Genomic DNA, 25,367 nt, shown 5'->3' with positions numbered 1-25,367 from the left:
ATGCTCGTTGCTGCTGACTTCGCACCACTGAAAGATGACAAAGATGTATCCGCTCAATAATTCGGGGCGGACTACCCACTCAGGAACGATTTTGCGTCATTTGAGGTGCATCGTTGAGCGATTTACTCCGGATTATTGAGCGGATACAGAAAGATGTTACGCTTTATTACGAAAAAAAAAATTATCTACCCCTTTAGATAGACTAATAGTCATTCCCGGAGCTGTTAAACTTTCGCCCGATTCTACCAGATGCTGAGTTTATCAGCACTAAGGGAAATACCGTCATCAGCAACCTCGATTAGGATTTCTTAACAGGTTTGCAAAACAAGTCTAATAGCATATATCACATTAAGTGATTACCAAAAACTGAATGTAGACGAGTTTTTGGCGCAGGCGCGAGCCTACGACGATCTCAGCACCACTCAACTCGGAGATATGCTCAAACAAGCTCAGACGGCTCAGTTGTCGCATCCTGTACCAGTATAGCTGGCCAGAGAGATCGATCGCTGGGCAAGTTCAAAAGATAAAGATGAGTAATCAGGCAAGCAATATATCTTCTTTGGATTTAGCTATGGTTCCAGGGACAGTGTATATCCAAGATTGTGTCTCAAATCAGTTAAGTAAACTGTATACTCTTGATTTAGCCACAGGTAAAGCAACATTCATCGGTGAGATCATTACAGAAGTGTATGATATTGCCTTTGTTGATTCACAACTCTATGGCATTGAGCAAGAAGGCGGCACAACGCAGCTCGTTAAAATTGACATCAAAACGGGCGATACGATTGTGATTGGGGATACGGGCTTTGCTACAGCCGGCTTGGCTTATAATGCCCAACGTCAAACCCTTTATGCCAGCACAGCTAAACAACTGATTGCCATTGATATCAAAACAGGAAAAGGTACACCAGTAGCTACTGTAGCTAATAAAGACTACAACTGTGGTGAAGTTGCCTTTGATAGCAATGGCATAGCATATATAACCTTAATTGGTTACGAAAAGAAGAAATTACTTGCTAGATGCAATCTCGATACTAGCGAAGTTAAAACGATTGGTGATACCGGATTTCCTGGTATTGGCAGTATGGAATTTGTTGGTAATGTCCTTTATGGCGTTACGGGCAGATTTTTTAACTTGGGAAAAGACGGTCAATTAATCCGCATCAATACGAAGACAGGTAAAGGCACATTAGTGGCTCAAACCAAGCCTAGCGGTCGTTGGGCAGGAATTGCACTTTATCAACCAGCAGCAGAAGCGATCGCAGCCATCACTCCAAAAGTTAACACTGAACCTACACAAGCTGCACAAACAACTACTACAACTAGGGAGGCATCTATGAAACTGTTAACAATTGATACCAAAGCAAACTGTTACGTTATCAATACCGAGCAGATGAATAACTTGCAACAAAATGTTGCTAAGTCTCTGACATTAGACAAAGGAAGTTTTGACATCCAAATTACCAGTGGTAGCTACAGTTATAGTGCCGACAATACCGTCGGTGAGCCTTTTGTTTTTCTCTGGATTTATGGACTTGATGGCAGTACCTTTATCAACACAAAAACAGGTGTTGAGACAGGTGGAACTTGGGCTACTTTAAACGGCAATAACGACAAATTGCAGTTAGATATCAAAGAAAAAGCTGTAGTCTGTGCCTTATTCTTTGATATCTATAGTGGTGATAATCAAGGACAAGTCACTGTTTCAATCACTGGCAATCAACAGAATCCCCAAACTTTAACCGTTGATAGCAAGACAAACTGCTACCCGCTTGATGGCAATTATCTCTCAACTCTTAAAAAAGCCAATGCTAATTCTATCGAGTTAGCAGCAGGTAACTATCGCGTCAAGATTCGGGAAAGCAATGCCACTTATGGAGCAGAAGCAAAAAATTTCCAATTAGAACCTTGGGCGTTACTGTTGATTGAAGGGGGAAAATTTATCTCCAAGTTGACAGGAATTGAACTTAGCGAAAGCTGGTGTTCCTTAAATGGCTTCAAAGATGAAGTTATTTTTGAAGTCAAACAAAAAACAACCATCTCGGGCTTCTTTTTTGATACATACATAGAAGATAACGAAGGGCAAGTTGTTTTAGAAATCAACAACATCAGTGATCTAGAACTAGCCAAAGAAAAGGAAAAACTAACACCTGATAGGGGCAGCAGCGAAAGCACTGTTAGTGTAGTGGATGGTAGTAGCACAAGTAGCTCTGGTGGTACAAGTAGCTCTGGTGGTACAAGTAGCTCTGGTGGTACAAGTAGCTCTGGTGGTACAAGTAGCTCTGGTGGTACAATTACCCCGGGTTCTGAAAATATCAATATGGGCAGTGGATTTGGGTTCACTTTTGACCAAGCTCAGATGGAAGAAATGTGGCAGAAAATGGCCGGCGACATCACTCGTTCCATCACAGTAACAGGTGACCCGAACGAGAAAAAAGAAGCTTATTGGGACAATTTGGAAAAATGGCTGCTTAAAGGCTATCAAACTCAAGCTAAAGACTTAGGTATGAAGGTAGCACGGCTGGAGTTTATGCTTAAGACTGTTACCCAACAAATGGAAGTTAGTTTTAATCAGAATTTCCATAATTGGTCGGCGCACTTCAACCAAAATCTCAACGACTTATTTATTTCCCGAATTCCCCGCATTGTTAGCGAGCAGGTGAATTTAAGAATCTCTGAACAAACCCAAGAGATTAAAAGCTTAGTGCTGCAACAAATGCAAACCGAACTCAATGAGCGTGTTGAGGCCGTCGTTAATCTCAAAGTGGCTAATCAGACTCAAGAAGTTAAGAACCTCGTAGTTCAGCAAATGCAAACTGAACTTGAGCAACGGATTGAGAATGTAGTTAACATCAAAATTGCCAATCAGTCTACAGAGATTAATACCCAGGTAATTAATCAAATGTCTGCTGATATTGATCAGCGCATTAGTAACTCCGTTAATGTCCAAATCGCCAATCAATCTCAAGAGATCACTAATCAGGTCATTCAGCAACTCCAACATAATATTGATCAGCGTGTTGAGAATGTGGTGAGCATCAAGATTTCTGATCAAACCCAGAATGTGAAGAATCTGGTGATTCAGCAAATGCAAACTTACATCGATCAACGCATCGATAATGTCGTGAACCTGAAAGTGTCTAATCTATCTCAAGATATTAACACTCAAATTGTTCAGCAAATTCAACACGACATCGATCAGCGGATTAATGCGGTAGTTAATCTCAAAATTGCTGACCAAAGCCAAAACATTAAAAATCTGGTCATTCAGCAGATTGAATCTAACATGGATCAACGCATCAGTACCATTGTTAATCAATCTAGCACTAGCAACGTGCAGTTAGTGACTAATAATATTGTCAATGATCTTGACAATCGCATTAATGTTAGCTTGGATAACAAGATTCTCAACTTCCGTAATGATGTCTCTACAATCGTCAAAAATGAGCTGAACCAAAACTTCACGCAGAACCTCAAAAATACGATTTTTGCAGAATTGAGACAGCAACAATTCTACCTGGATATGAACTTGATCAAGTCAGAAGTTGAGAACTTCTACTCTAATCTTGCACAGTTTGAGAATCAGTTCTATTTACGCATCGAACAAGGGGACACTCAACTGTATAACTGGACGCTGGAACAACTTCTTGCTCTCCAAGGTTGCTTAACAGATCGTCAGGCTTTAGTGGAAATGTTTGAATCTTTCGCCAATAAACTCAAAGACGAATTAGATAATGCTGAATGCGTTCGTCCCGATCGTTTTGGTTCTTGGGTAAGAACAGATATGCGGTCACAATTTCAACCTATGCAATCTCCGCAATTACCACAAGGTTAATCAGTAGGTAGACATATATATTGGGTGTCCGAAGAAAGGAACGAAGCCATCCCAAACCGCAAGCGAATTCGTTCCTCTATTCGGACATGATGGTATTGATTTATGTTCACCGCCCACTCCTAAAAAAGGTCAATAAATCTAGGGTTCCAGGTAGGCCACCGGGAACCCTAATTTATATGGCATGGGGAATCGGGCATGGGGAATTGGTAAAAACAGTCAACAGTCAACAGTCAACAGTCAACAGATTTTATGGGTGAATTAGCCGCTTTAGGCGCTGCATTTGTCTGGGCTCTATCTTCCACAATCTGGCAGCGAGTAGGACAGCAAATTCCCGCAGTGGTGCTAAACTTGCTCAAAGGCGCGATCGCCCTTTTCATGATCCTTGCCACTGTACTAATTTTAGGAAAATCTTTACCCGCAATCAACCCTAATATTTTAGCAATGCTGCTGATTAGTGGCGGCCTAGGAATTGGCATCGGAGACACCGCTTTCTTTATCGTATTAAAATATTTAGGCGCGAGGCGAACGCTGCTTTTAGAAACCCTATCTCCCCCTTTAACAGCTTTATTGGGCTTAATATTTTTGCAAGAAAAGTTATCGCCCATTGCTTGTACTGGCATCCTTTTAACAATCTGCGGCGTAGCGTGGGTAATTGCAGAACGAACAGCCGAAACAACCTTATCATCAAAACATCTTTGGCAGGGATTAGGTATTAGTTTATTAGGACAAACAACCCACGCCGCTGGAGCAATTCTATCCCGCGCCGTCTTCACTCAAATAGATATTGATCCTCTGTGGACGGCGGCCTTGCGTTTGAGCGGCGGCATGGCAGTCATGCTGTGCTTTTTTAAGCCAACAAACCTTGACAGTTTTAAACAATTAAAATCCTCAAAAATATTAGCTGCAATAATTCTGGCAGCTTTTTTAGGAACCTATCTCGGGATTTTCCTGCAACAGACTTCGCTGAAATATGCACCCGCAGCAATCGCTCAAACACTCAGTTCTACCAGTCCCCTATTTATACTGCCTTTAGCAGTGCTGGCGGGCGAAAAAGTCAGCATTCGGGCGGTTTTGGGGGTAGTTGGTGCGATCGCTGGCATCGCGCTATTATTGGGTTTGAAGTGATTAGATGTGAGAATAGAGATTTTAGATTTTAGATTTGATATCATTTCCCAAAAAGAAGGAAACTGTAGGTCGGCTCTCAACCATGATAGTGATCATTGACAGTTGACAGTTGACAGCTTGCCCGCTCGCGAAGTCGAAGGGTTGACAGTTGACCGCACGGGTAGCGACCTCTACCTGGAAGGTAGAGGATTGGAGTAATGAATAGTCTTCTTTTAATTTCTCCCGATCGGGGTTCCGACTTTAAACCAATTCTTTCTGGTAATTTTCCCATCTAAAATCTAAAATCGTATGACTGATTATAAAGGCGATTGGCAGACCAGCAATTTAGCAGCTATTAACCAACAAATCAAGTGGCTTCAGCAACAGCCAGACGGCATCCTATTTCAACACAATTACGGCGACAACTGCATCGCCGTCAAAAAAAATAAATCAGTGCTACTACTGCTTTTAGTAGACACAGAAACCTTCACCACAAATGTAGCTCAATCAATCCTCGACATCAACAATCCACTAAATTTAATCTTTCCCTATGCCAGAGCAGCGCTGTTAGCATTAGTCTGGAAAAGTCAACCCAAAAACATCTATATAATCGGCTTTGGCGGCGGCAGCATTCCTAATTTTTTTCACCACTATTTCGCTAACGCCATAGTCGAATGTGCAGACATTGACCCAGAAATAGTGGAAGTAGCTCAGAAATTTTTTGGCATTCTATTCGACGATAGACTAAAAGTAGCTATTCAAGACGGGCGCGAATATCTTTCCCAACAAAATTCAACAGTCAAATACGATATAATTCTTGTAGATGCAGGTTTTGGCAGCGGCTATATGCCCTATAGATTGGTGACGCAAGAATTTTACGAACTGTGCAAAACTCGCTTGTCAAGCGCAGGTGCTTTAGTTGTCCACCTGTTCCACAAACCAGAGTTTAATGCGGCTGCGGTGAAAACCCTTCAAACTATGTTCGTACAAGTTTATATATGCAATTTAGAAACCGGCAACAGCATTGTCATTGCGACTAATGCTCCCGATTTAACTAAAAATGAAATTTTATTGAAAGCCGAACTTATTCAAGATTTCCACAATTTAGGATTTTCCTTAATAGAAATGTCGCTTCAGCTAAAAAAAGTAGCCCAATTGCCGGAATGGGTGAAAAATTGGGAAACGCTGCCAATTTTTACAGATGCTGAAATACCTGCAGGATATTGGGACTAATAAATACAAAATTAAAGCTGTTGAGGCTAGACAAAAAACTCTAATTTTAGGGTGCTTATGGCCCACCATCGCTCTGCCTCTAGCAAATCCCAATCAGTCAACACTTGATACTATGAAACATCTCTCAAAAATACTTGACAGTGAAATTGCGTCAGTCTATTATAGAAGTAGTACAACCAATTAAAAATATGAGACTAAAAAGTTGGGAGTCTCCCCGCAGCGAGGGTAGAAACTCCAAAGGTAAAGGCGGCTCAGCCAGGGCTCGGCAACTCAAAAAGCAACAGCAAACTCTGCGAAAACAGTTAAAAGCTCAACACGATCGACACACCCACCAACACAACCATCAAGGGAAGGAAACCGATAATTCCTTCCCTTATTTTGTATCTTTCCCCCGCTCAATCCCGCTGAATGTTCGGACAAATCGTGCGAGTAATGCTCGCCTGCGAGGGTTGCTCTTGCCAGCAGTTGAGAATGCCTTGCAACTCCCTCTTCAAAGTTTCTAAAGCTGCAATTTGCACGGAAATTTCCTCTACCTTAGCCGTAAGATGCTGCTTCGCTTCAGAGCAAGGCAACTCTCCCCGATCGCGAACTTGTAAAATATCCTTAATCTCCTGAAGGCTCAAACCCAGAGTCTGAGAGCGTTTAATAAACGCCAACCTGTTGAATACCGTTTCGCCAAACAAGCGATAACCAGCGGGCGAGCGCTTTACCGCAGGAGACAGCAAGCCCATCTCCTCATAGTAACGAACAGTTTTCACCGACAAACCACTACAGGCAGCTACAGAGCCAATTTTGTACAGTTTCTCGGCAACAGAAATATTCATAAACCAAGCATCCAAGATCGAAAGACTTTCTTGCCCTCTCTTTTAGTGCCTCAGATTCAGGGAGTCGATCGGCACATCGCCCAGTCACCATTGCCCGGTAATCTTAATAAGGAGGATTTTTTTTAGACACATTAAGCACAGGCAACTGAGGTCTAGAAGACTGAGGAGGAAGATAGTATTCGGGAGCAGGTGCGGGTTGTTCGGCTCCAGAGCGGTAAAATTGCCACCACCGGAGAGCCATCGCCACCCCAGCGGTACCCAGCCCAAAAGCCAATAAAGAGCCACTGGCACCGATGCTGCCGATGGCTGCATCGACAACACCCACTGTCACAACAAAGCTGGTAATTGGCTCTCTACGGTAAGCTGACCTCAAAAGTCGCGTCCACGAAGCATTCATTTGGTTTTACTCTGTTCTATATTTATTTACAAGCTCTAAAACTTAGAGTTGGCGGAACGATCGGGATTTCTAGCTCAAAGACTAGCTTCACCTAAATTAATCTTCTCGCCTGTGGGGAATTGTACGGGAGCGAGGCAAAATTGCCAAGCTTGTCAAATCAAAATTCCACCCCATATACACCTCCAAAAGCCAGCTATTGCATTCGGGAACAGATCTCTCTCAGCAGAGAAGTCGCTGGGCTTGTTTGTAATTAATATTTTAATCAATTCCCGAATTTGTCGCGGTCAGCAAAAGTCACACCCGCTGCCGGAAGAGTCAAGACAAAGTGTAAGGCTGACCGCGCCATTGCTAAAATTAGTTGAGACCTAACCAGGACAGCAAGCCCTGGCCTGTGACATACTCGATAATTAAAGTTAAAGAAAAACCGATCATCGCGGCTCGACCGTTAAGGCGTTCCGCGTAGCTGTTGAAGCCAAACTTTGGCTGTTCCAGTTTGGGAGTGACAGTGGGTTGTAGTTGTGTCATTGCTTTGGGTACCTGGCGATCGACGCTATTCAAATGTGAAATCCAATGTTAGTTACAAATCTTAAACATTGCTACTTCTATTATAAAGAGGGTTAACCGCCGTCAACCGTCCCCGAAGAGAAAAAACTGCTGCCAACTAATGCCAATTAATTATACCCGCTCAAAATATGACTAATCAGTTAGATAACGATAAGCTTCCTGTCGCCGTACAGCGAGTTGCCTTTGCCCTTCGTACAACAGGCTGGGTTTGCTTCTGGGTACAGTTAGTGCTAGCGGTGGTAGCGGGGATCATTTTGCTCTTTGCCATCCCCTTCGCCATCCCCAGCACTACCGCCGGTGCGAGTTCAACCAGTGCTGGCACCGGCGGGGGCGTATTTTTTGCCATTTGCGGGCTGGCCGTACTCGCTTACAGCGTATATCGCTCTTTCCGCTTCACCCGTTTGTCGAGACAACTGCGATCGCCCGCTAACGCTGTCCGCCCCAAAAAAGCAGACACCATCAAAGAGGTGCGGCTGTCACTTTTTAGCAACTTGTCAGGAATGCTGCTGACGTTGATCGGCGCAGAAGCCATCAGCGGCACGCTTTTAGCCAAATCTCTAGCTCAGCCACAAGCCTTGTTCGGTGCCGCAGTCGATGTGGGCAGATTTATTCAGCCCCTAGACATATTTGTGGTACTTGCCAATACTCACGCCACTGTTGCCCACTTTGTCGGGATTTTCGGGGCTCTTTGGTTGCTCGATCGCATCCACAAGCAATAGACAATCAATAAGTCGGAATTGCGCCTCTCCCACTCTCCCACTCTCTCACTTTCTCACTTTCCCTCACACTCCTACTCTTCCCCAACCCACATCCGGAATCACTGCCAACCTGTCGAAGAACGTACTCAGATACCTTCTACTAAGACAACATGAATATCATGGCACTGAAACCCGAGGCTTATTTTGGGGTGACAGATCACCCAACTATTGAAATTTCTCAAGAAAGTTTTCGTTCTGTTCTAGGTCAAATAGAAGCTGAACTCCTCTGTAGCGACACCTATAGCCACGCTCTAGCTAGCCTGCAAACAATGTTGGGCGAAGCAGCCTCCGCTGCCGAAATTTTAATTAGAGCAGTTAGCAGAGAAGCGGTCAAGCTCGCATTTGACCGATTTCCCAAACAAAACAAAATTGAATCGCAAGTACCCCAAGAGAGTTTTACTGCTGTAAGTCCCGCCATTGAGACAGTGACAGAAATTAAAGAATTGGAGCCACCAGTAGCTGTTCCTGTCTTCTATTGGCGCAGCGCTAGTGTGGAAGCGCCGCCCCAAACTGAATCCGACACTGAAAATTCCGATCGAGACACTAACACTTCTGAAGACAGCAAACAAGCGCCCCAAGACGAAATTAAAGTCGAGTCGGCTCCACCTGCAACTGTCACAGTCCCCGGAAAATCCTTCCCAGGGTTCGGTTTTCCCAAGAAGCCAAAAAAACTCACCAAGGAAGAAGAAGCAGCTTTAGCCGTTCAACAGCGAGAAGAGTGCCTGCGGGAGTTGGGTAGAGAATTGCGTAAGGGACGGCAAATTCGCTCCCTATCCATGCAGCAACTCCACAGTCAAACTCTCGTGCCGCTGCACCACATAGAATCGATCGAAAATGGGGAAATCGACAAACTGCCCCAAGATATTTACGTGAGAGGTTTTATCCGCAGACTCGGCGACGCCTTGGGACTAGACGGCACCGCTATGGCGAATGCTTTGCCCAAACCCGCTGCGAGTCCAATTCCCAGTATGTATGTGTCTGTTTCCGATTCCGACTCAGGCGAAGGCTTTCAAATGCGTCCGGTGCATTTGTACATCGGCTACACCGCTTTGATGGCTGGGGCTGTAGGGGGTTTGGGTTGGCTGTCGCAGCAACCCGTGGTGCCAGGAGCACAGGCAGCACCTCCAACGCAGGTGACACCGCCAGCCTCAGTTGCACCGGCTCAGAAGACCCCAGAAAAAGCACCTCAACCGGGCTTGAAGAAGTCTAATAGTCACGGGGGAGTGATTGTGGGGGCTGACATGGCGCCGCCGGAGGTGATTTTTGGTTAGTGTGTGTCGGGCGAGCGATCGTCCGACAACTCTCTTGGCGCAGGTGAACTCGGAAACCGGGTTTCCGAGTTCACCTACATACGGATACTTGCTTGAAGAAATAAGTCCAGGAGAGCAATTACGGTGGAGATTTTAGTTCAATCCCCCACCTTCATCTATCTGTGGAGTCAAATCTAAAATCTAAAATCTAAAATCTAAAATCTAAAATCTAAAATCTAAAATCGCCGGGCCGTTTACCCAAAGTGATTTTTCAACTGCATCAGGAAACCCGATATGTGCGATAAACTATCTATTTGACCACTCGTAAAAGAGGTTTCCGATAAGATGAGTTCCCCAGCCACCGCTGCTTTCTCCGATCTCGATCCGCTATCGACTCACTCGCCAACAGTCACGAGTTTGGCTGCACCAGACAGTGCTTTAGTAACGGCGGCTCAACTGCCACAAAAATCTTGGACAATAGAAGATAGTGAGAAACTCTACCGAATTCAAGGTTGGGGCGAACCGTATTTTTCGATCAATGCAGCCGGTCACGTTACAGTCTCTCCCAAGGGCGATCGCGGCGGTTCCCTCGACTTGTGCGAACTGGTAGAATCCCTGAAACAGCGAAATTTGGCTTTGCCCCTGCTGATTCGATTTTCTGATATTTTGGAAGACCGGATCGAGCGCTTAAATTCGTGTTTCGCCCGAGCGATCGCTCGGTACAATTACAAAAATGTCTATCGCGGTGTCTTTCCAGTTAAATGCAACCAGCACCGACAATTAATTGAAGATTTGGTGCGTTTCGGTCAACCCCATCACTTCGGCCTCGAAGCCGGATCTAAACCGGAATTAATGATAGCTTTGGCGACCTTAAAAAACCCAGGCGCTTTATTAATTTGTAACGGTTACAAAGACCGCGAATACATCGAAACTGCTATTTTGGCGCAGCGGCTAGGGCAAACTTCTGTAATTGTGCTGGAGCAAATAGAGGAAGTAGAACTCGCAATCGCTGCGAGCAAAGCATTAGGAATTAAACCGATTTTGGGAGTGCGAGCAAAACTCACTACCAAAGGCGTTGGCCGCTGGGGAGGCTCCACGGGCGATCGGGCAAAATTTGGCTTGACAATTCCTGAAATTATCCGCGCCGTCGGCGAACTAGAAAAAGCTGGAATGCTCGATTGTTTGCAGTTATTGCACTTCCACATCGGCTCTCAAATTTCCTCAATTAGTGTCATCAAAGACGCCATTCGAGAAGCCAGCCACATTTATGTAGAATTAGCTAAATTGGGAGCTAATATGAACTACTTGGACGTAGGCGGTGGACTTGGCGTTGACTACGACGGGTCTAAAACAAACTTTCACGCTTCCAAAAACTACAATATGCAAAACTACGCTAACGACGTAGTAGCGGGAGTGAAAGATGCCTGCGACGAGCGCAAAATCCCGGTTCCAATTATCATTAGCGAAAGCGGGCGGGCGATCGCTTCTCACCAATCAGTGTTAGTTTTTGACGTACTCGGTACTAGCGATGTCCCCAGAGAAGTACCAGAACCTGTAGACGAAAAAGCACACCAAATTCCGCGCAATCTCTACGAAATTTACCAATCTATTACTCCCGAAAATTACCAAGAAGTCTATCACGATGCTATCCAATTCAAGGAAGAAGCAGTCAGTTTATTTAACTTAGGCTATTTGGGAATTGCGGAACGGGCCAAAACCGAACAGTTGTACTGGGCTTGCTGCGATAAAATACAGGCGATCGCGCGGCAAAAAGACTATGTATCGGACGATTTGGAAGACCTAGAAAAGGTGATGGCATCCATTTATTACATCAACTTATCTGTTTTCCAGTCAGTACCCGACAGTTGGGCAATTAACCAATTGTTCCCAATTATGCCAATTAACCGACTCGACGAAGAACCAACTCAACGCGGTATTTTAGCCGATCTTACCTGCGACAGCGACGGCAAAATAGACCAATTTATTGATTTGCGAGATGTCAAGTCGGTTTTGGAGCTGCATACTCTCAAACCCGGAGAACCTTACTATTTGGCGCTATTTTTGGGAGGTGCTTATCAAGAAATTATGGGCAACCTTCACAACTTATTCGGTGATGCAAATACAGTTCACATTCAGCTAACGCCTTCTGGCTATCATATCGAACACGTTGTGAAAGGGGACACTATGAAAGAAGTCCTCAGCTACGTACAGTACGATTCAGAAAGTTTGGTTGAAAGCATCCGCCGTCAGACAGAAGCAGCTTTGCAGCAAAATAAAATTACTCTTTCCGAGGCCCAACTTTTGCTGCAAAATTACGAGCGGAGTCTAGGCCAATATACTTATCTACAGTCTTAAAATTTAGGGTGCAACCTAAGCACAATATTAGACTTGAAAGGTGAGATAATAACCGTAAAAGTAGGGTGCGCCTAGCGCACCTTACCTTGAGTAATTACTTATTAGCAATTATTCAGCATGACCGAGAATTTCAGATATCGCCCGCCGCTCTTCTCCGTGTTGAGTCGGTAAAACTTGGCGAGCGTCAGTAATCAGCCAATCGAGAGCCGCCGCTTGCAAATCGATCGCAGCCCCGGTTTTATCAACGCAGTAGCGCCCGAACACCAGTTTGTCAACCAACCGCACCTCCGGCCCCAAACGGGAATACTCAAAAATCACGCTGTTTTCCACAGTTGCGCCACTGCAAAGCCAGCAATTTGGGCCAATCATTGTCGGCCCGACAATTTTGGCTCCATCCTCAATGATCGTCATCCCACCAATGTAAACAGGCCCAGTAATATCAACCTTATCCCAGTTGACAGCTACATTCAAACCAGCGTAAATGCCGGGGCGCACTTCAATTCCCGGAATCGAAACATTTTTAACTTGTCCTAGGAGCACGCTCTGAATTGCCCGCCAATAGTCAGGAACTTTGCCGATATCCACCCACTCAAAGTCCATGCTAATCCCGTAAAAAGGCGCGCCTTCTGCTACTAGCTTGGGAAATAACTCCGAACCGATATCGTATTCCTGGTCTGAAGGGATGTATTTGAATATTTCCGGTTCAAAAATATAAATACCAGTGTTAATGTCGGTACTCAGAGCTTCCTCTACAGAAGGTTTTTCTTGGAAATCTTTAATTTTGCCAGACTCGTCTGTTACCACTACTCCGTAACTGGGAACCTCCTCGCGGGGAACCGATTTCATAACAATAGTAGCGATCGCCCCTTTTTCCCGGTGCCACTTCACAGCAGCAGTCAAGTCCAAGTCAATCAAAGCGTCGCCGCACAGCACCACAAAAGTATCGTCAAAAAACGGCGAGAAGTCCTGAATTCGTTTCATGCCACCAGCCGAACCGAGAGCCTCTCCAATCATTTCTCCCTCCTCAATTCGCCCTTCAAAAGAATAGGCAATTTGTACCCCAAACTTTTGACCGTCGCGGAAGTAGTTTTCAATCACGTCTGCCAGGTGGGAAACGTTGACCATAATTTCGTCAAATCCGTGTTGGCGGAGCAATTCAACCAAAAACTCCATCACTGGCTTTTGCAGGATGGGAATCATCGGTTTGGGTATTGTCTGAGTAATAGGACGGACGCGAGTGCCTTTACCGGCCGCCAGAATCATCGCTTTCATTATTAACTTCCTCAACCCTCTGTTAATTGATATAAACTCAACAATTAGATGCTAGCGGTTGCGATCTTTGAATCGATCGAGCACAGCAAAATCCTGACCTGTTTATAGGCGACATCGTACCAGGCTATCAATCATTTATTCCGAATTTACCTGGATTTAAGAAACCAGGTATCGGGAATCAGCAAAAACTTCGCACTCCCGCTGTCCGCATTCGAGACTCAGCAGCAGAATGGCGGCGAGCGAGTTTCTGTCTGGAATTTTAACCGACGCAGCGACACAGTTATTAGTTTCGCCGGAGAAACTAATACCCTGCAAGCTCAAAGCGCCCGGATTTTCAGGTCTTTATAAAACTCCTCTTGAAGCAACTCTACTTTAGACTGAGCCGACAGTAGCAACAGCGCCCAAAAGATACCCACGCGGTCATGATTTGGCAAGTGAACTTCCCCAGTCGATACCGGAGGTTCTGGGTCAACAGAGGAGTGCAAATCCTTATGAGGCCAAAGTTCCAGCAGTTGTTCCAAGTCCAGCCAACCCTCGTCAATTTCTTGGCCCCGTTCTGCCAGAAACCGATCGAGTTCACTAGCAGTTTCCACCAAATTTTCTTGGTGAGCTAGCTCAAAGATAGCCTGCGCTGCTTGCGATCGCATTTTTGAGGTAGGGCGACGCCGGGGGGCAACTGTCTGCTCCATTGCTGCTTTCATTAGCTGCAACTGCTCAATTAGTTCGGGGAGAGTCACCGGGCGTTTTTGCGGCAGTTGAGCTACACCCCGACGGCGCAATTGTCGCTCCAGATGCTGCGGCAAATGTCGTCCGCCTAAGTGCTCTGCATCTTCTAGTTCCCCCTCGTCCGAGTCGGGGTTCACGGGGGGTTCTGAGAGGACGATACTTTCTGCTTTGAGCAACACCAGCATTGAAGCGTACAAAAACGCTTGACCGGAGTGAGACAAATCGGAGAAATCCTTACTTGGATCGGCATCACAGGCGTTCGTAAGCTTGCTCAAACATCGATCGAACACTTCAATTACCTTAACGTCCCAAGGATCAATTTCTCCCCGTTCGGCTAGGTCAATTAAAATTGCGATCCCCTCGGAAATCGTTGCTAAGCCATCTTGGTCTCGGGAAACGGCCATTCGATTTTAGATTTTAGATTTTAGATTTTAGATTTTAGATTTTGCCTCTGAGAAAACGAGAGAGCATATCAAGTTAATTGGCGGTCATTTCAGCAGTTGTGCCCTCAATTGCTGCTATTTCTAAACTTATCGGTTCTGCACTTTCTAACAAAGGTTGTTTGCCTTCTATTTCGGCTTTATAGCGTTCAAGATTTTGTTCTAATTCCTGAATCCGCTGCTCTTTTTCGCGAACTTGGCGGAGTTGTTGGCGCGAGGCGAGGGTTCGCTGCATTCTCGACCACAGACTGAACAGCCACGCTAGGGTTGCCCCTAATCCAGTCGCTACAATTAGTTCTACGCACAGCGGAGCTTTAACTTGGACGCCTTTGATAACTTGAATCGCGACTGGCTCTGTATTTTCGATGCTGAATAATACTAGAGCCAAGCAAATCAGAAAGATGAAGAAGAAATTTAGCGATCGCATTTTCTCTGTTCCTAATTCTCAATTCAGCTTAAGCAAATTATTTACCATTTGTCAACTGTTTTTTGACAGAGGTTCTCAGTTTTTTTTGATAATATCAAATCCAGTCAATTAACCATAATATCCGGGGAGGGGCGGGTTTATTGGAGTTCTGAGAGTTGATTGAAGATATTGGTTAACCCGCCCCTCTAGGACATATCCTCTTTAGGTTTGACCGATGTTTTGCGGTTTCTTGGCCATTCCCAGTGCTGGCAATATTTGATATTTCAAAGCATTGCCCGCGGCCACAAATAAGGCAATAATCAGCGCCCCAATTCCTACGGGACTGGGAATCCAGAATATCGCCTCCAAATAGTTAATTTCCCCGGGTTTGAGCTTCCAAACTAACTGTTTCCCCTGCTGATAGCTTTCGGGAACCAGCGCACCGGCGACAGTTTCAATACTTTCGGCGCCCCAAGGCGTGTTCAAGCTAAAGTCTAGCTCCAAAAGTCCCCCCGGACTCAGCAGCAGACTGCCATTAGAAGAAAGCAGTGAAAGAGAGCGCAAATCCAATTCCAAACTCAATCGATTTCGCAGCACCAATAACAAATTATTCTGCTTGACACTAAGGTGAGATTCAAACTTCGGCAAATCTGTTTCTAGCGGACTTGCGGCCCGATACTTTGTGGTTGGTGCGATCGGATTGTAAAATTGGTTGAACTTGTCTTGTAACTCGGCTCCATTATTGAAAGGAATCCTCACTAGAACTTCTGTGGGGGAAAGCCGTTTAGTTTTTCCGTCCAGCAACCTCACCCGGCGTTCTACGCTTTTCAACCATTCTGCAACAGTTTCGCTGCTGAAGCTCGTCAACCTTTCCCCCAGTTTAATGTGCTGCACGATTTCGCCGCGAGTTTGACTCTCAAAGTTCACCCCGACATCGTACTGAACGCATCCAGTCACTAGAGTTAAAAGGCAAAAAACCAAAGGTAAAAGAAAGAAAAAATTCTTTTTCTTCTTCCCAGTTCCATCCTTGACATTTTGCTCTTTCATTATACATTTTTCCCTATTTTTACCTATTTGCATGAATTAGCAAAGCGTTGAATTGCCGACACTGTTTCTATGTTTGTTTAACTGGTTCCTAGGCTCTGCCTGGGAACCAATGTCCAGAGGCTTTGCCTCGCAAGATTTCATCCAAATTCGAGGCATAGCCTCATGATATGTATTACCAGGCAGAGCCTGGTAACGAGTAAAACCGCACTGAACTTATTGCCTGGAAGCTACACCCAAATGTTGAAACAGCATACTCGGCAAATATGCCGCACCGCCTACCCATTCGGCTTCGCTGCTCAAATCTGCCAAATTTTTAAAGGCTTCAAAAATGCTGCCTGCCACCATTGTATTCTTGACGCGACCCACAATTTTGCCTTTTTCTACTTTATAGCCTAAGTCCAAATTGACAGAAAATTCGCCAGCTAATTGATTGGACTGACCGGCACCTAAAACCTGCTCTACTATTAGACCTTCGTCCATGCTAGCAATCAAGTCTTGAGTGGTGGTATTTCCAGGGGAAATGCAAAAGTTAGTCAAATCAGGGCCTGGGCGAGACAATCCGCCGCGAAAACCGTTGCCGGTTGATTGTACACCGGCGCGAGCGGCCCACCTGCGATCCCAATAAAATCCGGTGACAGTACCTTTGTCTATCAAGACTTTGCGGGTGGTGGGTGTACCTTCGTCGTCAAAGGGACAAGCAGAAGGGCCTAAAGTGGGGTCTTCAAAAAAGGTAAAGCGTTCGTCAAATAAGGTTTCGCCGATTTTGTCGGCTAGGGGAGAAGCTTTTTGAACTACTGCTTGACCTGAAAGGATGGTATCAAACAAGCTGCCGAGGGTGCTAGCGGCGGCGTTGGGGGTGAATAATACTGGGTATGAACCGCTGGTGATGGTGGCTGAATTTTCGGCGAGGCGGTATTTTTCAAGGAGTGATTGGAGGATGCTGTTGGTGTCGAGGGGGCGATCGCGCGCCACATCGTAGCTATATGCTTGCATAAAGTCTTCTCCCTGTACCAAATTTCCGGCGATCGAGCCGCTGACTATTTGGCTGCTTCTTTCGGCATACAGGTCTTGCGTCGTGGCAATTTTCACTCTGCCGCTGCGGACGTGGAAGCCGACATCTACCATAATATCGGGATTGTAGGCGTGAACTTGCTCGATCAGGTTTTTGCCGTTTTCGACTAATTCTTGAGTAGTGGGTGGAGTGTAGGTGGTTTCCGGGCCTTTTAGGTGGAAGTTGGAGGCGAGTTCAAATTCTGCGGGGTCGCCGATTTCGGCTGTTTGAATCGCTGCATCTACTAAATCGTCTATCCGCGTTAAATCTGTGGAACTAGCAAAACCGATTTTGCCTTGGTAAATCAGCCGGAGTGCTACGCCTTGCAGTGCTTTGGTTTGCAGGGATTTGAGGCGATTGTTTTCAAATTCTATGGGGGTGTCTTGACTCGACAGGTAGTATACTTCAGCCGCATCGGCGCGCTGAGAGGCCAATTTCAAAATCTGGTCTACGGTTGAATCGCTCACAATAATAGCCTTTCTGGTTTGGTCTTTTTTTTATTTTAGCAATTATCGCTATTCAACTTCTGACTCCTGCCTCCTGCTTGATAATTAAGCCGTGTATCCGTGTGAAAATCAGTGTCGTTCCTAACTTTTTCCTTCTCCTATAATTGTAATTCACACTGTTTAAAAACATAGTTAACGGCTGCAAACAGTCGCTCTAAGTCCTGAATTGTATAGAAAAATTTATTTTGAGTAAACATTTCTAATTTCAGCTTGCCAAACTGCCAAATAGCCCCATTAGAAACAATACCAAAGATAGTTTGTTCGGGTTCATTGTTAAGTCGCTGCACGGCGATCATTTCTGCCAAACACTGCCCCCATCCTTCATCAAATGCGCTCTCTTTCTTGGCTTCAACTAATATGAAATAGGGCTTGTCAAAAACTACTGTGCCGAGGGGTGAGCGCTTCGCCAATATATAATCTGGAATTCCTGACAGATTCTCATTATAGACTAAGGTTTGGTGACTCCACAGGAGAAAATTACTTCGATAATTTTTCCAAACTTCTTTTAATACAGGATAAATGATATTTTCACAAATGGCGATTTCCGAGTTGTCAAATACTCCGTCATTGAAAATCAATTCTAATTCATTCCGAAAAACGTCGCTGACTGCAAATTCTGTTTCGACAAGGAAATTATCCCGCAGGTAATTAATTTGGAATTCTTTGGCGACGGCGCTGATACTTTTATAATTGCTAAAAGGCATTGCATAACTTCTCTCAGGAGTAAGGCAAAAAAATGGTTTACTCCGCTATTGGGATCGCAAATTAAATAATTTACACAAGTTTGTGGGGAGTAGGGGTTGGGCGTCCCGCCCGCCCTTTCTGGACGGGCGGGACGCCCATCCCACAAGAACCATCAAAATTGTAAGGTATTTAATTCTCATTCCTGGTAGGGGTATGGTGGGGCGAGGCGCCCCCTACAGATAAAGTTTGTGCGAATGAAAAAATGATTAATAACTAATAAATAAGCCACCTAAAATTAGCCCGATCGCAATTAACGCCACCCAGATAAACCTATTATCTTTCGTATTAACCTGACTCAAATCTACTGGCTCTGGTACGGCGGGCTTGGGTTTAGCGTACTTGATATCAGCGTTTGGATTGGCTTGAAAACTGATTGATTGATTTTCATCTAAAGCTGCCAAATCAGGGATTTTCACCATCCATTCAGGAGGGATAGTAAGTTTGGGAGCTTCGAGAATGAACAGCAAGCGCTTTGCTTGCTGGCGGGTTTCTTGGCGGGGATGGCGGGTGAGCTTGCGGCAAAGCTCGATCGCCATTTCTGTATTGCCAGAGGCTTCGTAGGCTGTCACTAGCCACATCTGCACCTCGCCGCCCAACCGGGAAGTGCGATCGACTAAACCGGTAGCTGTTTCTAAACTCTGCACAGCTTGAGCATACCGGCCACTCTCAAAAGCTATTTGCCCAGCTTGGTACTCAGTTTGAACAATTTCTAACTTTTCTGAAGTCACGAGCACCCACCCAATTCCCAAATATTACTTCCCAAATTCCCCAAACGCTAGAATTCGCTGTTTTGTTGCGACATACCCGACTCGTTGTCGCGTTTGGAACCCAGCAAGTCTAAATGGTCTACCTTAATTACCGGCTTCGAGCGATTGGAACCCGTATTGCGGTCTTGCCAGCGATCGAACTTCAAAGAGCCTGTGACGCCAATTAGAGAGCCTTTGCGAACGTAGTCAGCAGCAATCTGCGCTGTTTTGCCCCAGATTTCCAGATTGAACCAGTCTGGTTGATCGCTGTTCTTGGTTCTGCGATTCACTGCCAGCGTCAAACTACACTTCACTGTACCCGACTCAAAATACTTCACGTCCGGGTCGCCGCCGACGCGGCCTACTAAAGTCACAACATTAAGACTCATAAACTTTTTTGGGAATGTGGTCGATCGGTGATGTAGTTAAACAGTCCACACGCGCATTAGCCTCCAAACTGAACTTGGAACAACGCTTGTGAGGCTTCATCCTGATTGTACACCCAGTTAGCAGAACATATTGATAGTGGATGATTGGCGAGTCTGCGCTCAACCTGAGCTCGACAATGTACATTTCTGACTAGACTCAGGATGAAAAACGTAATAGAATCCACCTCGGTTACACTTTTGTAACAACATTATTGCACACAATAGTATTTTAGTTTATGGGGGGGGTACAAATCAGTGGGTCTTCTCAATCGATTTTCGTTATCTAGAGATATGGGTATCGACCTCGGTACTGCTAACACGCTCGTTTATGTATCGGGCAAAGGTATTGTTCTGCAGGAACCTTCTGTAGTGGCGATCGACCAAGATTTAAAAATACCGCTGGCTGTTGGAGAAGAAGCCAAAAAAATGCTCGGGCGCACGCCAGGGAATGTCATAGCACTGCGCCCGCTTCGCGACGGGGTAATCGCAGACTTTGATACGGCGGAACTGATGCTTAAGACTTTTATCCGCAGGGTTCACGAAGGCCGAAGCTTAGTTTCGCCCCGGATAATTATTGGTATCCCCAGCGGTGTCACCGGAGTCGAGAGGCGTGCTGTCATTGAGGCGGCGACTCAGGCCGGTGCTAGAGAAGTACGGTTAATTGATGAACCCATCGCTGCGGCGATCGGGGCTGGACTGCCTGTTGCTGAGGCGACTGGCAATATGATTATAGATATCGGCGGAGGTACGACGGAAGTTGCGGTTTTGAGTTTGCAAGGTACGGTGATCAGTGAGTCTGTGCGGGTAGCCGGCGACGAACTCAATGAGGCGATCGTCCAATACATGAAAAAAGTTCACAATTTGGTCATCGGCGAACGCACTGCTGAAGAAATTAAGATTCAGGTTGGTTCTGCATATCCAACTCCAGAGGATGACGACGTAATGATGGAAGTGCGAGGCTTGCACTTACTGTCTGGTTTGCCGCGAACTGTTACGATCAAAGGCCCAGAAATTCGCGAAAGTATGTCGGAACCGCTTTCAGTAATTGTGGAAGCTGTCAAGCGTACTTTGGAACGCACTCCCCCGGAATTAGCAGCAGATATTATTGACAGGGGAATTATGCTGGCTGGTGGTGGCGCCCTGATGAAAGGTTTAGATACTCTGATCAGTCACGAAACAGGAATTGTCACTCACGTGGCGGCAGATCCGCTGTGCTGCGTGGTTTTGGGAACTGGTAGGGTATTAGAAAACAAACAGTTGGAACGGGTTTTCAGCGGGCAGTCGTCGCGTAATATGTAGTTAACAAATTTGGGATTTTGGATTTAGAAATAGGGCTGCCATCTCAAATCTAAAATCCTGACATAACAATTTTAGATTAGTGAAATTATGCTAAAAAATACATTCCGAAAGTGGTGGGATCTGCGGCTGCAAATTGCTCTTCTAGGTTTAGCTGTAACTGCCGCTTGGGGAGTTCGGCAAACACAAGGTGCGGCAGTATTTGAAGTTTACAATTGGGTGACTCGTCCGTTTCACCCCAACGGCTCGGGGCAAGAGGAACTCATCTCGGCGCGCACTCAAGAATTGCAAGCGCAGCTATTAGAATTAGAAACTCAAAATCAGAAGCTAAAAGAGCTTTTAGGTTACGTTTCGGCTCAGAAACCTAAAGGGATTGTTGCTCCTATTGTCGGCCGCAGTGCCGACCACTGGTGGCAGCAAGTAACCTTGGGGCGCGGCAGTAACGATGGCATCAAAACAGATTTTACTGTGATGGGTCCCGGCGGTTTAGTAGGCAGGGTGGTCAGCGTTACTCCTAATACTAGCTTGGTGCTGTTAGTCAGCGACGCTACGAGTCAATTAGGTGTGGGAATTACCCGCAGTCGCCACATGGGTTTTATGCGCGGTAAAGGCGGAAATCAGGCTGTGATGGAGTTTTTTGAGAATGTTCCCAATGTCAAGCCTGGGGATGTGGTTTCAACTTCTTCTTATAGTCAGTTGTTCCCTGCTGGTTTGCCGGTGGGAAAAGTGGTTTCGGTGGATATGAATAAAACTCCGGCTCCCGAAGCTGTTGTTGAGTTCTCTGCACCGATGAATGCTCTGGAGTGGGCGGTGGTTTACCCCCACTCTAAGCAAGCCGAATCAAAGGATTCGCAGAGTCAATCTTCTGCTGCATCTGGGGGAGTACAGCAACAATGAAAGCTTTATCTCGGATGTCTTCGCGATCGCGCCAATTTCTCAACTTCGCAGTTACATTTCTATCTGTGATGCTGTGCATACTGATATTGCCCACTCGGATGCCGGGAATGGAATTGCTGGGAATTGGACCTAACTGGCTGTTAATTTGGTTGGTAGCTTGGAGTATTAAGCGGAAACGTACAGTTTGGGGAGCTGCTAGCATGGGCTTGGTTTTGGGGTTTCTTCAAGATGCGATGACAGCTCCTCATCCCACCCATGCTGTCAGTCTAGTTTTTGTAGGAGTCTTAACAGTTGTTTTGCAGAAAACCTGGTCGATTCCGGTAGATATTGTTGAGAGAGATCCGATTCCGATCGCGTTAATTGTGTTTGGGATGGCGGTGGTAGCGGAAACGGTGATGGGGCTGCAATTTTTTGCTATGGGCGATCGGGCTTTACTGGAAATTTGGAGCTATCACCAGCGAGTGGCTTTGTGTTCTGCTATTCTTAGCAGTCTTTGGGCTCCGGTGATTTATTTTCCCCTCAATCGTTTGTGGGAAATGACCAGGAATTTAGAAAAGCCTTAGTCAGTTGACAGTTGACAGTTTTCAGTTTTCATTAGTTAGCTTAATTGGGACTTACGCGCGAGTGGCGAGAAAGCGGGTTTTTTACGAAAACACTTAATTTCAGTCCACCGATTCGGTAAAAAACCCGGTTTCTAAGGGGCGAAGTACATTCAAGGCTGTAGTCATTCTACTATTACTTGTTGGCTGGAACCTAATAAGTGATGAACGGCAATAATCAAGTCGCTGAGAATTAAATTAGGCTGGTGCTTTTGCAGTTGATAGCGGCTGCGAATTCCGCAGGTAACGGCAATTGTAGGTATTCCTAATGCTTGTCCTGCGAGGATGTCTGCTTCTGTATCTCCGATCATCCAAGCCGAACCCAGCGATGACTCAAATTCTTCTGCAACTTCAGCCAACAATTCCGTTTTTAAGGCTGTATAGTTGTGATAGGCGGCATCCGGCATCTGAGTTCCGCGAATGCTGGTAAACAGTCTGGCTAAACCGTAATTTTGTAACAGTTGAACGGCTTGATTTCTCGGCCGCAGGGTAACTAAAATCAGCCGCACGCCACGGGAGTGCAAAAGTCCGATCGCCCATTGCACTCCCGGCTGGATGCGATCTAAGTGCAACAAGTCTGGCTGATTGACAATCCGACTCACGCATCCGAGAAAAACGTGAATTTCTTCTCCCGACAAGCCGGAACTTTTGGCTATTTCAGCATCGGGTACTCGGTTTTGTTTCATTTGCCAAAACTGCTGTTTGCTGAGGATTTGGAGGTTGAGGTTGATTCCCCTAGCAAGATAAGCTGCTTGAGTGTCTGCTAATCCCTGTTGATAGGTGGCATAGTAGCGATCGGACACATCGACTATGGGCCCGTCTAAATCGCAAAATACCGTCATCCGGGGGGACGAGTCAGCCTCTGATGGTAGCTTGTACTGAAGGTTTTGGGAGTCTTGGGCGACAGCAGTTAACATAAAACGTTAAGTAAATCAAGGGAGTTAGACATTTCTTGACTGTAGCAAAAAATGTATAAGTTATAATACATAATTTTTAATGATCTTATTAAAAAAACCTATTAATTTTTTGAGGATGGGGCTCAATAAGGGCGATCGAGCCTGCGCGTGGATAAATTCAAGGGAAAAAGTGATTTTTGTGGCTGTTAATATGTGCTTTAGCCATTAAAGTTTAGAATTAAGTTTTTAGTCTTTTGTAATTTACCCATGCTCAAACAAAGCGATTTTGTTAGGAATTCGGACACTAATCGAGTAGAGGTGCTGTCCGAAGCACTGCCTTACATTCAACACTTTGCCGGTCGCACCATAGTGGTCAAATATGGCGGTGCGGCGATGAAAGATAGCACGCTCAAAGACAAAGTGGTTCGGGATATTGTGCTGCTAGCTTGCGTGGGGATGCGTCCGGTTGTGGTTCACGGCGGGGGCCCGGAAATTAATATTTGGCTGGAAAAATTGGGAATTGAGCCGCAATTCAAGGATGGTTTGAGAGTGACTGATGCGGCAACAATGGAAGTTGTAGAAATGGTTTTGGTGGGGAAAGTAAATAAGGAAATTGTTTCGTTAATCAACCAAGCTGGCGGCAAAGCAGTGGGATTGTGCGGCAAGGATGCCAATCTGATTCAAGCTCGTCCAGATGGCAGGGAGGGAATTGGGTTTGTTGGTGAAGTCAGCGGCGTGAAAATCCAGATTTTGGAGTCTTTGGTGAACAGCGGTTATATTCCGGTGGTTTCGAGCGTGGCAGCGGATGAAAATGGTCAATCTTACAACATTAATGCTGACACGGTGGCTGGAGAAATCGCGGCTGGTTTGGGAGCGGAAAAGTTGATTTTGATGACTGATACTGCGGGAATTTTAGAGGATTATCACAAGCCGGATAGTCTGATTGCTAAGTTAGATATTCAGGAAGCGAGAGAGTTGGTTGAGTCGGGAGTTGTGTCTGGCGGGATGATTCCGAAAGTTAATTGTTGTGTGCGGAGTTTGGCTCAGGGTGTAAAGGGTGCTCACATTATTGACGGTCGAATTCCTCATGCTTTGCTGCAAGAAATATTTACGGATGCGGGGATTGGGTCGATGATTGTGGCTTCTGAGTTTAGCAGCGCGAACTTAAGGCCTAAGTAAGGGGTAAATCCTACCGTGGGGAGGGCGGGTGCGTGAAAGGGGTAAACTCGCTGCGATTGCGTATATCCTAACTAAACCTGCCCTTACAAACCTTAAGAGGGTACTTCGGGGAAATGACTTCAACTAATTCTAACCATTGTTGAATTTCAGCTTTTCTTAAACTATGATCAAACACTTTAGAGTTTTGGATTCTGTTGCGATTCTCAAGCCTATTTCACATACGCGATTAGCGCTAGTGGAACCAGAATACGCATCTATTTCTAGTTTGCCAGTTGGACTTGTGGGAACGATTGTTGAAGTGTATGATACGGGAAAAGAATCTCAGTATTTAGTGGAGTTTGCTGATAGTCAAGGGAGTGAATATGCTATGGCTATGTTGAACGCGGATGAAATTTTAGTTCTGCAATATGAACTTGCAGTTGCTTAGTAATGTGAGGAGAATAGAAGTTGGATAAGGGCGATCGGACTTTGGGAAAAAAAGCGTGATCGTACTAGAGAAAAGGAAAAATTGCGCTACACCCAAGACATTATGAAACTGCTTCGAGGTATTGCGTTACAGGCTTCAAATCAATGTCATCGTTGTCAGTCAGTATTTTAAATAAATGACGCGGGATGCCGCCTGCCATCAAAAATTCCAAATCGCGATCGAGCTTTGAGCACTTCTCATAAATGCCGACTTGCCTGACTTACGCTAAACAGGCTTTTCATTCTCCCGCGAACTAAATGCAGAAAGCGATCGCCCATTGATAGAGTTTCAGTGCTACACTAAAATTAAAGCATTGTTCGGTGGCAATTGCGTGATACCCTACTTGCA

At 45.5% G+C, this 25,367-nt stretch carries 23 protein-coding genes; 11 read left to right on the top strand and 12 right to left on the bottom strand.

Going from position 1 to position 25,367, the window contains the following annotated elements:
• The first annotated feature begins 529 nt into the window (after nucleotides 1–529).
• The 3 genes from QUA40_RS00680 (at nucleotide 530) to QUA40_RS00670 (ending at nucleotide 6,172) form a co-directional block, all read left to right on the top strand.
• On the top strand, nucleotides 530–3,835 hold the full coding sequence (locus QUA40_RS00680) for a hypothetical protein (protein ID WP_333120951.1): 3,306 nt from the start codon (nucleotides 530–532) through the stop codon (nucleotides 3,833–3,835).
• A gap of 249 nt (nucleotides 3,836–4,084) precedes the next feature.
• Complete coding sequence (locus tag QUA40_RS00675) at nucleotides 4,085–4,960, top strand: DMT family transporter (protein ID WP_333120950.1); 876 nt, start codon at nucleotides 4,085–4,087, stop codon at nucleotides 4,958–4,960.
• A gap of 288 nt (nucleotides 4,961–5,248) precedes the next feature.
• Complete coding sequence (locus QUA40_RS00670; RefSeq protein ID WP_333120948.1) at nucleotides 5,249–6,172, top strand: fused MFS/spermidine synthase; 924 nt, start codon at nucleotides 5,249–5,251, stop codon at nucleotides 6,170–6,172.
• A gap of 395 nt (nucleotides 6,173–6,567) precedes the next feature.
• On the opposite strand, the gene QUA40_RS00665 is transcribed toward QUA40_RS00670, so the two are convergent.
• The 3 genes from QUA40_RS00665 to QUA40_RS00655 form a co-directional block, all read right to left on the bottom strand.
• Nucleotides 6,568–6,996, bottom strand: a complete 429-nt coding sequence (locus tag QUA40_RS00665) for a heavy metal-responsive transcriptional regulator (RefSeq protein ID WP_006632299.1) — start codon at nucleotides 6,994–6,996, stop codon at nucleotides 6,568–6,570.
• A 103-nt stretch (nucleotides 6,997–7,099) separates the two neighbouring features.
• Nucleotides 7,100–7,393 (bottom strand): hypothetical protein, encoded by a 294-nt coding sequence (locus tag QUA40_RS00660; RefSeq protein WP_333120947.1) that lies wholly within the window; start codon nucleotides 7,391–7,393, stop codon nucleotides 7,100–7,102.
• 354 nt (nucleotides 7,394–7,747) lie between these two features.
• The gene (locus QUA40_RS00655; protein WP_172186391.1) at nucleotides 7,748–7,918 is read right to left on the bottom strand and encodes a hypothetical protein; all 171 of its coding nucleotides are present in this window, start codon (nucleotides 7,916–7,918) and stop codon (nucleotides 7,748–7,750) included.
• Nucleotides 7,919–8,085: 167 nt separating this feature from the next.
• Between QUA40_RS00655 and QUA40_RS00650 the strand changes: the two genes are divergently transcribed.
• The 3 genes from QUA40_RS00650 to speA all read left to right on the top strand — a co-directional run bounded on the left by QUA40_RS00650 (nucleotide 8,086) and on the right by speA (nucleotide 12,320).
• Complete coding sequence (locus QUA40_RS00650; protein ID WP_333120946.1) at nucleotides 8,086–8,676, top strand: DUF3611 family protein; 591 nt, start codon at nucleotides 8,086–8,088, stop codon at nucleotides 8,674–8,676.
• Nucleotides 8,677–8,834: 158 nt separating this feature from the next.
• Nucleotides 8,835–9,986 (top strand): helix-turn-helix domain-containing protein, encoded by a 1,152-nt coding sequence (locus QUA40_RS00645; protein ID WP_333120945.1) that lies wholly within the window; start codon nucleotides 8,835–8,837, stop codon nucleotides 9,984–9,986.
• 324 nt (nucleotides 9,987–10,310) lie between these two features.
• Complete coding sequence (gene speA, locus QUA40_RS00640; protein WP_333120943.1) at nucleotides 10,311–12,320, top strand: biosynthetic arginine decarboxylase; 2,010 nt, start codon at nucleotides 10,311–10,313, stop codon at nucleotides 12,318–12,320.
• Nucleotides 12,321–12,428: 108 nt separating this feature from the next.
• On the opposite strand, the gene QUA40_RS00635 is transcribed toward speA, so the two are convergent.
• The 8 genes from QUA40_RS00635 to QUA40_RS00600 form a co-directional block, all read right to left on the bottom strand.
• Complete coding sequence (locus tag QUA40_RS00635) at nucleotides 12,429–13,592, bottom strand: NDP-sugar synthase (protein ID WP_333120941.1); 1,164 nt, start codon at nucleotides 13,590–13,592, stop codon at nucleotides 12,429–12,431.
• A 317-nt stretch (nucleotides 13,593–13,909) separates the two neighbouring features.
• Nucleotides 13,910–14,722, bottom strand: coding sequence for a segregation/condensation protein A (locus QUA40_RS00630; RefSeq protein ID WP_333120939.1), 813 nt, complete (start codon nucleotides 14,720–14,722; stop codon nucleotides 13,910–13,912).
• Between the two features lie 73 nt (nucleotides 14,723–14,795).
• Nucleotides 14,796–15,185 (bottom strand): LapA family protein, encoded by a 390-nt coding sequence (locus QUA40_RS00625; RefSeq protein ID WP_333120937.1) that lies wholly within the window; start codon nucleotides 15,183–15,185, stop codon nucleotides 14,796–14,798.
• A 201-nt stretch (nucleotides 15,186–15,386) separates the two neighbouring features.
• Nucleotides 15,387–16,211 (bottom strand): DUF3153 domain-containing protein, encoded by an 825-nt coding sequence (locus tag QUA40_RS00620; protein WP_333120935.1) that lies wholly within the window; start codon nucleotides 16,209–16,211, stop codon nucleotides 15,387–15,389.
• Nucleotides 16,212–16,424: 213 nt separating this feature from the next.
• On the bottom strand, nucleotides 16,425–17,729 hold the full coding sequence (locus QUA40_RS00615) for a TldD/PmbA family protein (protein WP_333120934.1): 1,305 nt from the start codon (nucleotides 17,727–17,729) through the stop codon (nucleotides 16,425–16,427).
• 137 nt (nucleotides 17,730–17,866) lie between these two features.
• Nucleotides 17,867–18,472: a hypothetical protein gene (locus tag QUA40_RS00610; RefSeq protein ID WP_333120932.1), complete on the bottom strand. Its 606-nt coding sequence runs from the start codon at nucleotides 18,470–18,472 to the stop codon at nucleotides 17,867–17,869.
• A 246-nt stretch (nucleotides 18,473–18,718) separates the two neighbouring features.
• Nucleotides 18,719–19,240 (bottom strand): tetratricopeptide repeat protein, encoded by a 522-nt coding sequence (locus QUA40_RS00605; RefSeq protein ID WP_333120997.1) that lies wholly within the window; start codon nucleotides 19,238–19,240, stop codon nucleotides 18,719–18,721.
• A gap of 47 nt (nucleotides 19,241–19,287) precedes the next feature.
• Nucleotides 19,288–19,647 carry a single-stranded DNA-binding protein gene (locus tag QUA40_RS00600; RefSeq protein WP_333120930.1) on the bottom strand — a complete coding sequence of 120 codons (360 nt, stop codon included), beginning with the start codon at nucleotides 19,645–19,647 and terminating at the stop codon, nucleotides 19,288–19,290.
• Between the two features lie 330 nt (nucleotides 19,648–19,977).
• On the opposite strand from QUA40_RS00600, the gene QUA40_RS00595 reads away from it, so the two are divergent.
• The 3 genes from QUA40_RS00595 to mreD all read left to right on the top strand — a co-directional run bounded on the left by QUA40_RS00595 (nucleotide 19,978) and on the right by mreD (nucleotide 22,442).
• On the top strand, nucleotides 19,978–20,985 hold the full coding sequence (locus tag QUA40_RS00595) for a rod shape-determining protein (protein ID WP_006632285.1): 1,008 nt from the start codon (nucleotides 19,978–19,980) through the stop codon (nucleotides 20,983–20,985).
• A gap of 87 nt (nucleotides 20,986–21,072) precedes the next feature.
• Nucleotides 21,073–21,879, top strand: coding sequence for a rod shape-determining protein MreC (mreC, locus tag QUA40_RS00590; protein ID WP_333120928.1), 807 nt, complete (start codon nucleotides 21,073–21,075; stop codon nucleotides 21,877–21,879).
• Nucleotides 21,876–22,442, top strand: a complete 567-nt coding sequence (mreD, locus tag QUA40_RS00585) for a rod shape-determining protein MreD (RefSeq protein WP_333120927.1) — start codon at nucleotides 21,876–21,878, stop codon at nucleotides 22,440–22,442. Before mreC ends, mreD begins: the two co-directional genes overlap by 4 nt.
• Nucleotides 22,443–22,603: 161 nt before the next feature.
• On the opposite strand, the gene QUA40_RS00580 is transcribed toward mreD, so the two are convergent.
• Complete coding sequence (locus QUA40_RS00580) at nucleotides 22,604–23,395, bottom strand: HAD family hydrolase (protein WP_333120926.1); 792 nt, start codon at nucleotides 23,393–23,395, stop codon at nucleotides 22,604–22,606.
• A gap of 246 nt (nucleotides 23,396–23,641) precedes the next feature.
• On the opposite strand from QUA40_RS00580, the gene argB reads away from it, so the two are divergent.
• Both argB and QUA40_RS00570 read left to right on the top strand, forming a co-directional pair.
• The gene (argB, locus tag QUA40_RS00575; protein WP_333120924.1) at nucleotides 23,642–24,553 is read left to right on the top strand and encodes an acetylglutamate kinase; all 912 of its coding nucleotides are present in this window, start codon (nucleotides 23,642–23,644) and stop codon (nucleotides 24,551–24,553) included.
• Nucleotides 24,554–24,716: 163 nt separating this feature from the next.
• Complete coding sequence (locus tag QUA40_RS00570) at nucleotides 24,717–24,980, top strand: DUF4926 domain-containing protein (RefSeq protein WP_333120922.1); 264 nt, start codon at nucleotides 24,717–24,719, stop codon at nucleotides 24,978–24,980.
• Nucleotides 24,981–25,367: the final 387 nt, after the last annotated feature.

The sequence above is a fragment of the Microcoleus sp. Pol11C3 genome (assembly GCF_036701485.1).
Lineage (GTDB): Bacteria > Cyanobacteriota > Cyanobacteriia > Cyanobacteriales > Microcoleaceae > Microcoleus.
This window is presented reverse-complemented; position numbering and strand designations above follow the sequence as displayed.

Bases quoted from the DNA above. Each gene is read 5' to 3' on its own strand.
- QUA40_RS00680 (WP_333120951.1), top strand. From the start codon at position 530: ATGAGTAATCAGGCAAGCAATATATCTTCTTTGGATTTAGCTATGGTT.
- QUA40_RS00675 (WP_333120950.1), top strand. From the start codon at position 4,085: ATGGGTGAATTAGCCGCTTTAGGCGCTGCATTTGTCTGGGCTCTATCT.
- QUA40_RS00670 (WP_333120948.1), top strand. From the start codon at position 5,249: ATGACTGATTATAAAGGCGATTGGCAGACCAGCAATTTAGCAGCTATT.
- QUA40_RS00665 (WP_006632299.1), bottom strand. From the start codon at position 6,996: ATGAATATTTCTGTTGCCGAGAAACTGTACAAAATTGGCTCTGTAGCT.
- QUA40_RS00660 (WP_333120947.1), bottom strand. From the start codon at position 7,393: ATGAATGCTTCGTGGACGCGACTTTTGAGGTCAGCTTACCGTAGAGAG.
- QUA40_RS00655 (WP_172186391.1), bottom strand. From the start codon at position 7,918: ATGACACAACTACAACCCACTGTCACTCCCAAACTGGAACAGCCAAAG.
- QUA40_RS00650 (WP_333120946.1), top strand. From the start codon at position 8,086: ATGACTAATCAGTTAGATAACGATAAGCTTCCTGTCGCCGTACAGCGA.
- QUA40_RS00645 (WP_333120945.1), top strand. From the start codon at position 8,835: ATGGCACTGAAACCCGAGGCTTATTTTGGGGTGACAGATCACCCAACT.
- speA (WP_333120943.1), top strand. From the start codon at position 10,311: ATGAGTTCCCCAGCCACCGCTGCTTTCTCCGATCTCGATCCGCTATCG.
- QUA40_RS00635 (WP_333120941.1), bottom strand. From the start codon at position 13,592: ATGAAAGCGATGATTCTGGCGGCCGGTAAAGGCACTCGCGTCCGTCCT.
- QUA40_RS00630 (WP_333120939.1), bottom strand. From the start codon at position 14,722: ATGGCCGTTTCCCGAGACCAAGATGGCTTAGCAACGATTTCCGAGGGG.
- QUA40_RS00625 (WP_333120937.1), bottom strand. From the start codon at position 15,185: ATGCGATCGCTAAATTTCTTCTTCATCTTTCTGATTTGCTTGGCTCTA.
- QUA40_RS00620 (WP_333120935.1), bottom strand. From the start codon at position 16,211: ATGAAAGAGCAAAATGTCAAGGATGGAACTGGGAAGAAGAAAAAGAAT.
- QUA40_RS00610 (WP_333120932.1), bottom strand. From the start codon at position 18,472: ATGCCTTTTAGCAATTATAAAAGTATCAGCGCCGTCGCCAAAGAATTC.
- QUA40_RS00600 (WP_333120930.1), bottom strand. From the start codon at position 19,647: ATGAGTCTTAATGTTGTGACTTTAGTAGGCCGCGTCGGCGGCGACCCG.
- QUA40_RS00595 (WP_006632285.1), top strand. From the start codon at position 19,978: ATGGGTATCGACCTCGGTACTGCTAACACGCTCGTTTATGTATCGGGC.
- mreC (WP_333120928.1), top strand. From the start codon at position 21,073: ATGCTAAAAAATACATTCCGAAAGTGGTGGGATCTGCGGCTGCAAATT.
- mreD (WP_333120927.1), top strand. From the start codon at position 21,876: ATGAAAGCTTTATCTCGGATGTCTTCGCGATCGCGCCAATTTCTCAAC.
- QUA40_RS00580 (WP_333120926.1), bottom strand. From the start codon at position 23,395: ATGTTAACTGCTGTCGCCCAAGACTCCCAAAACCTTCAGTACAAGCTA.
- argB (WP_333120924.1), top strand. From the start codon at position 23,642: ATGCTCAAACAAAGCGATTTTGTTAGGAATTCGGACACTAATCGAGTA.
- QUA40_RS00570 (WP_333120922.1), top strand. From the start codon at position 24,717: ATGATCAAACACTTTAGAGTTTTGGATTCTGTTGCGATTCTCAAGCCT.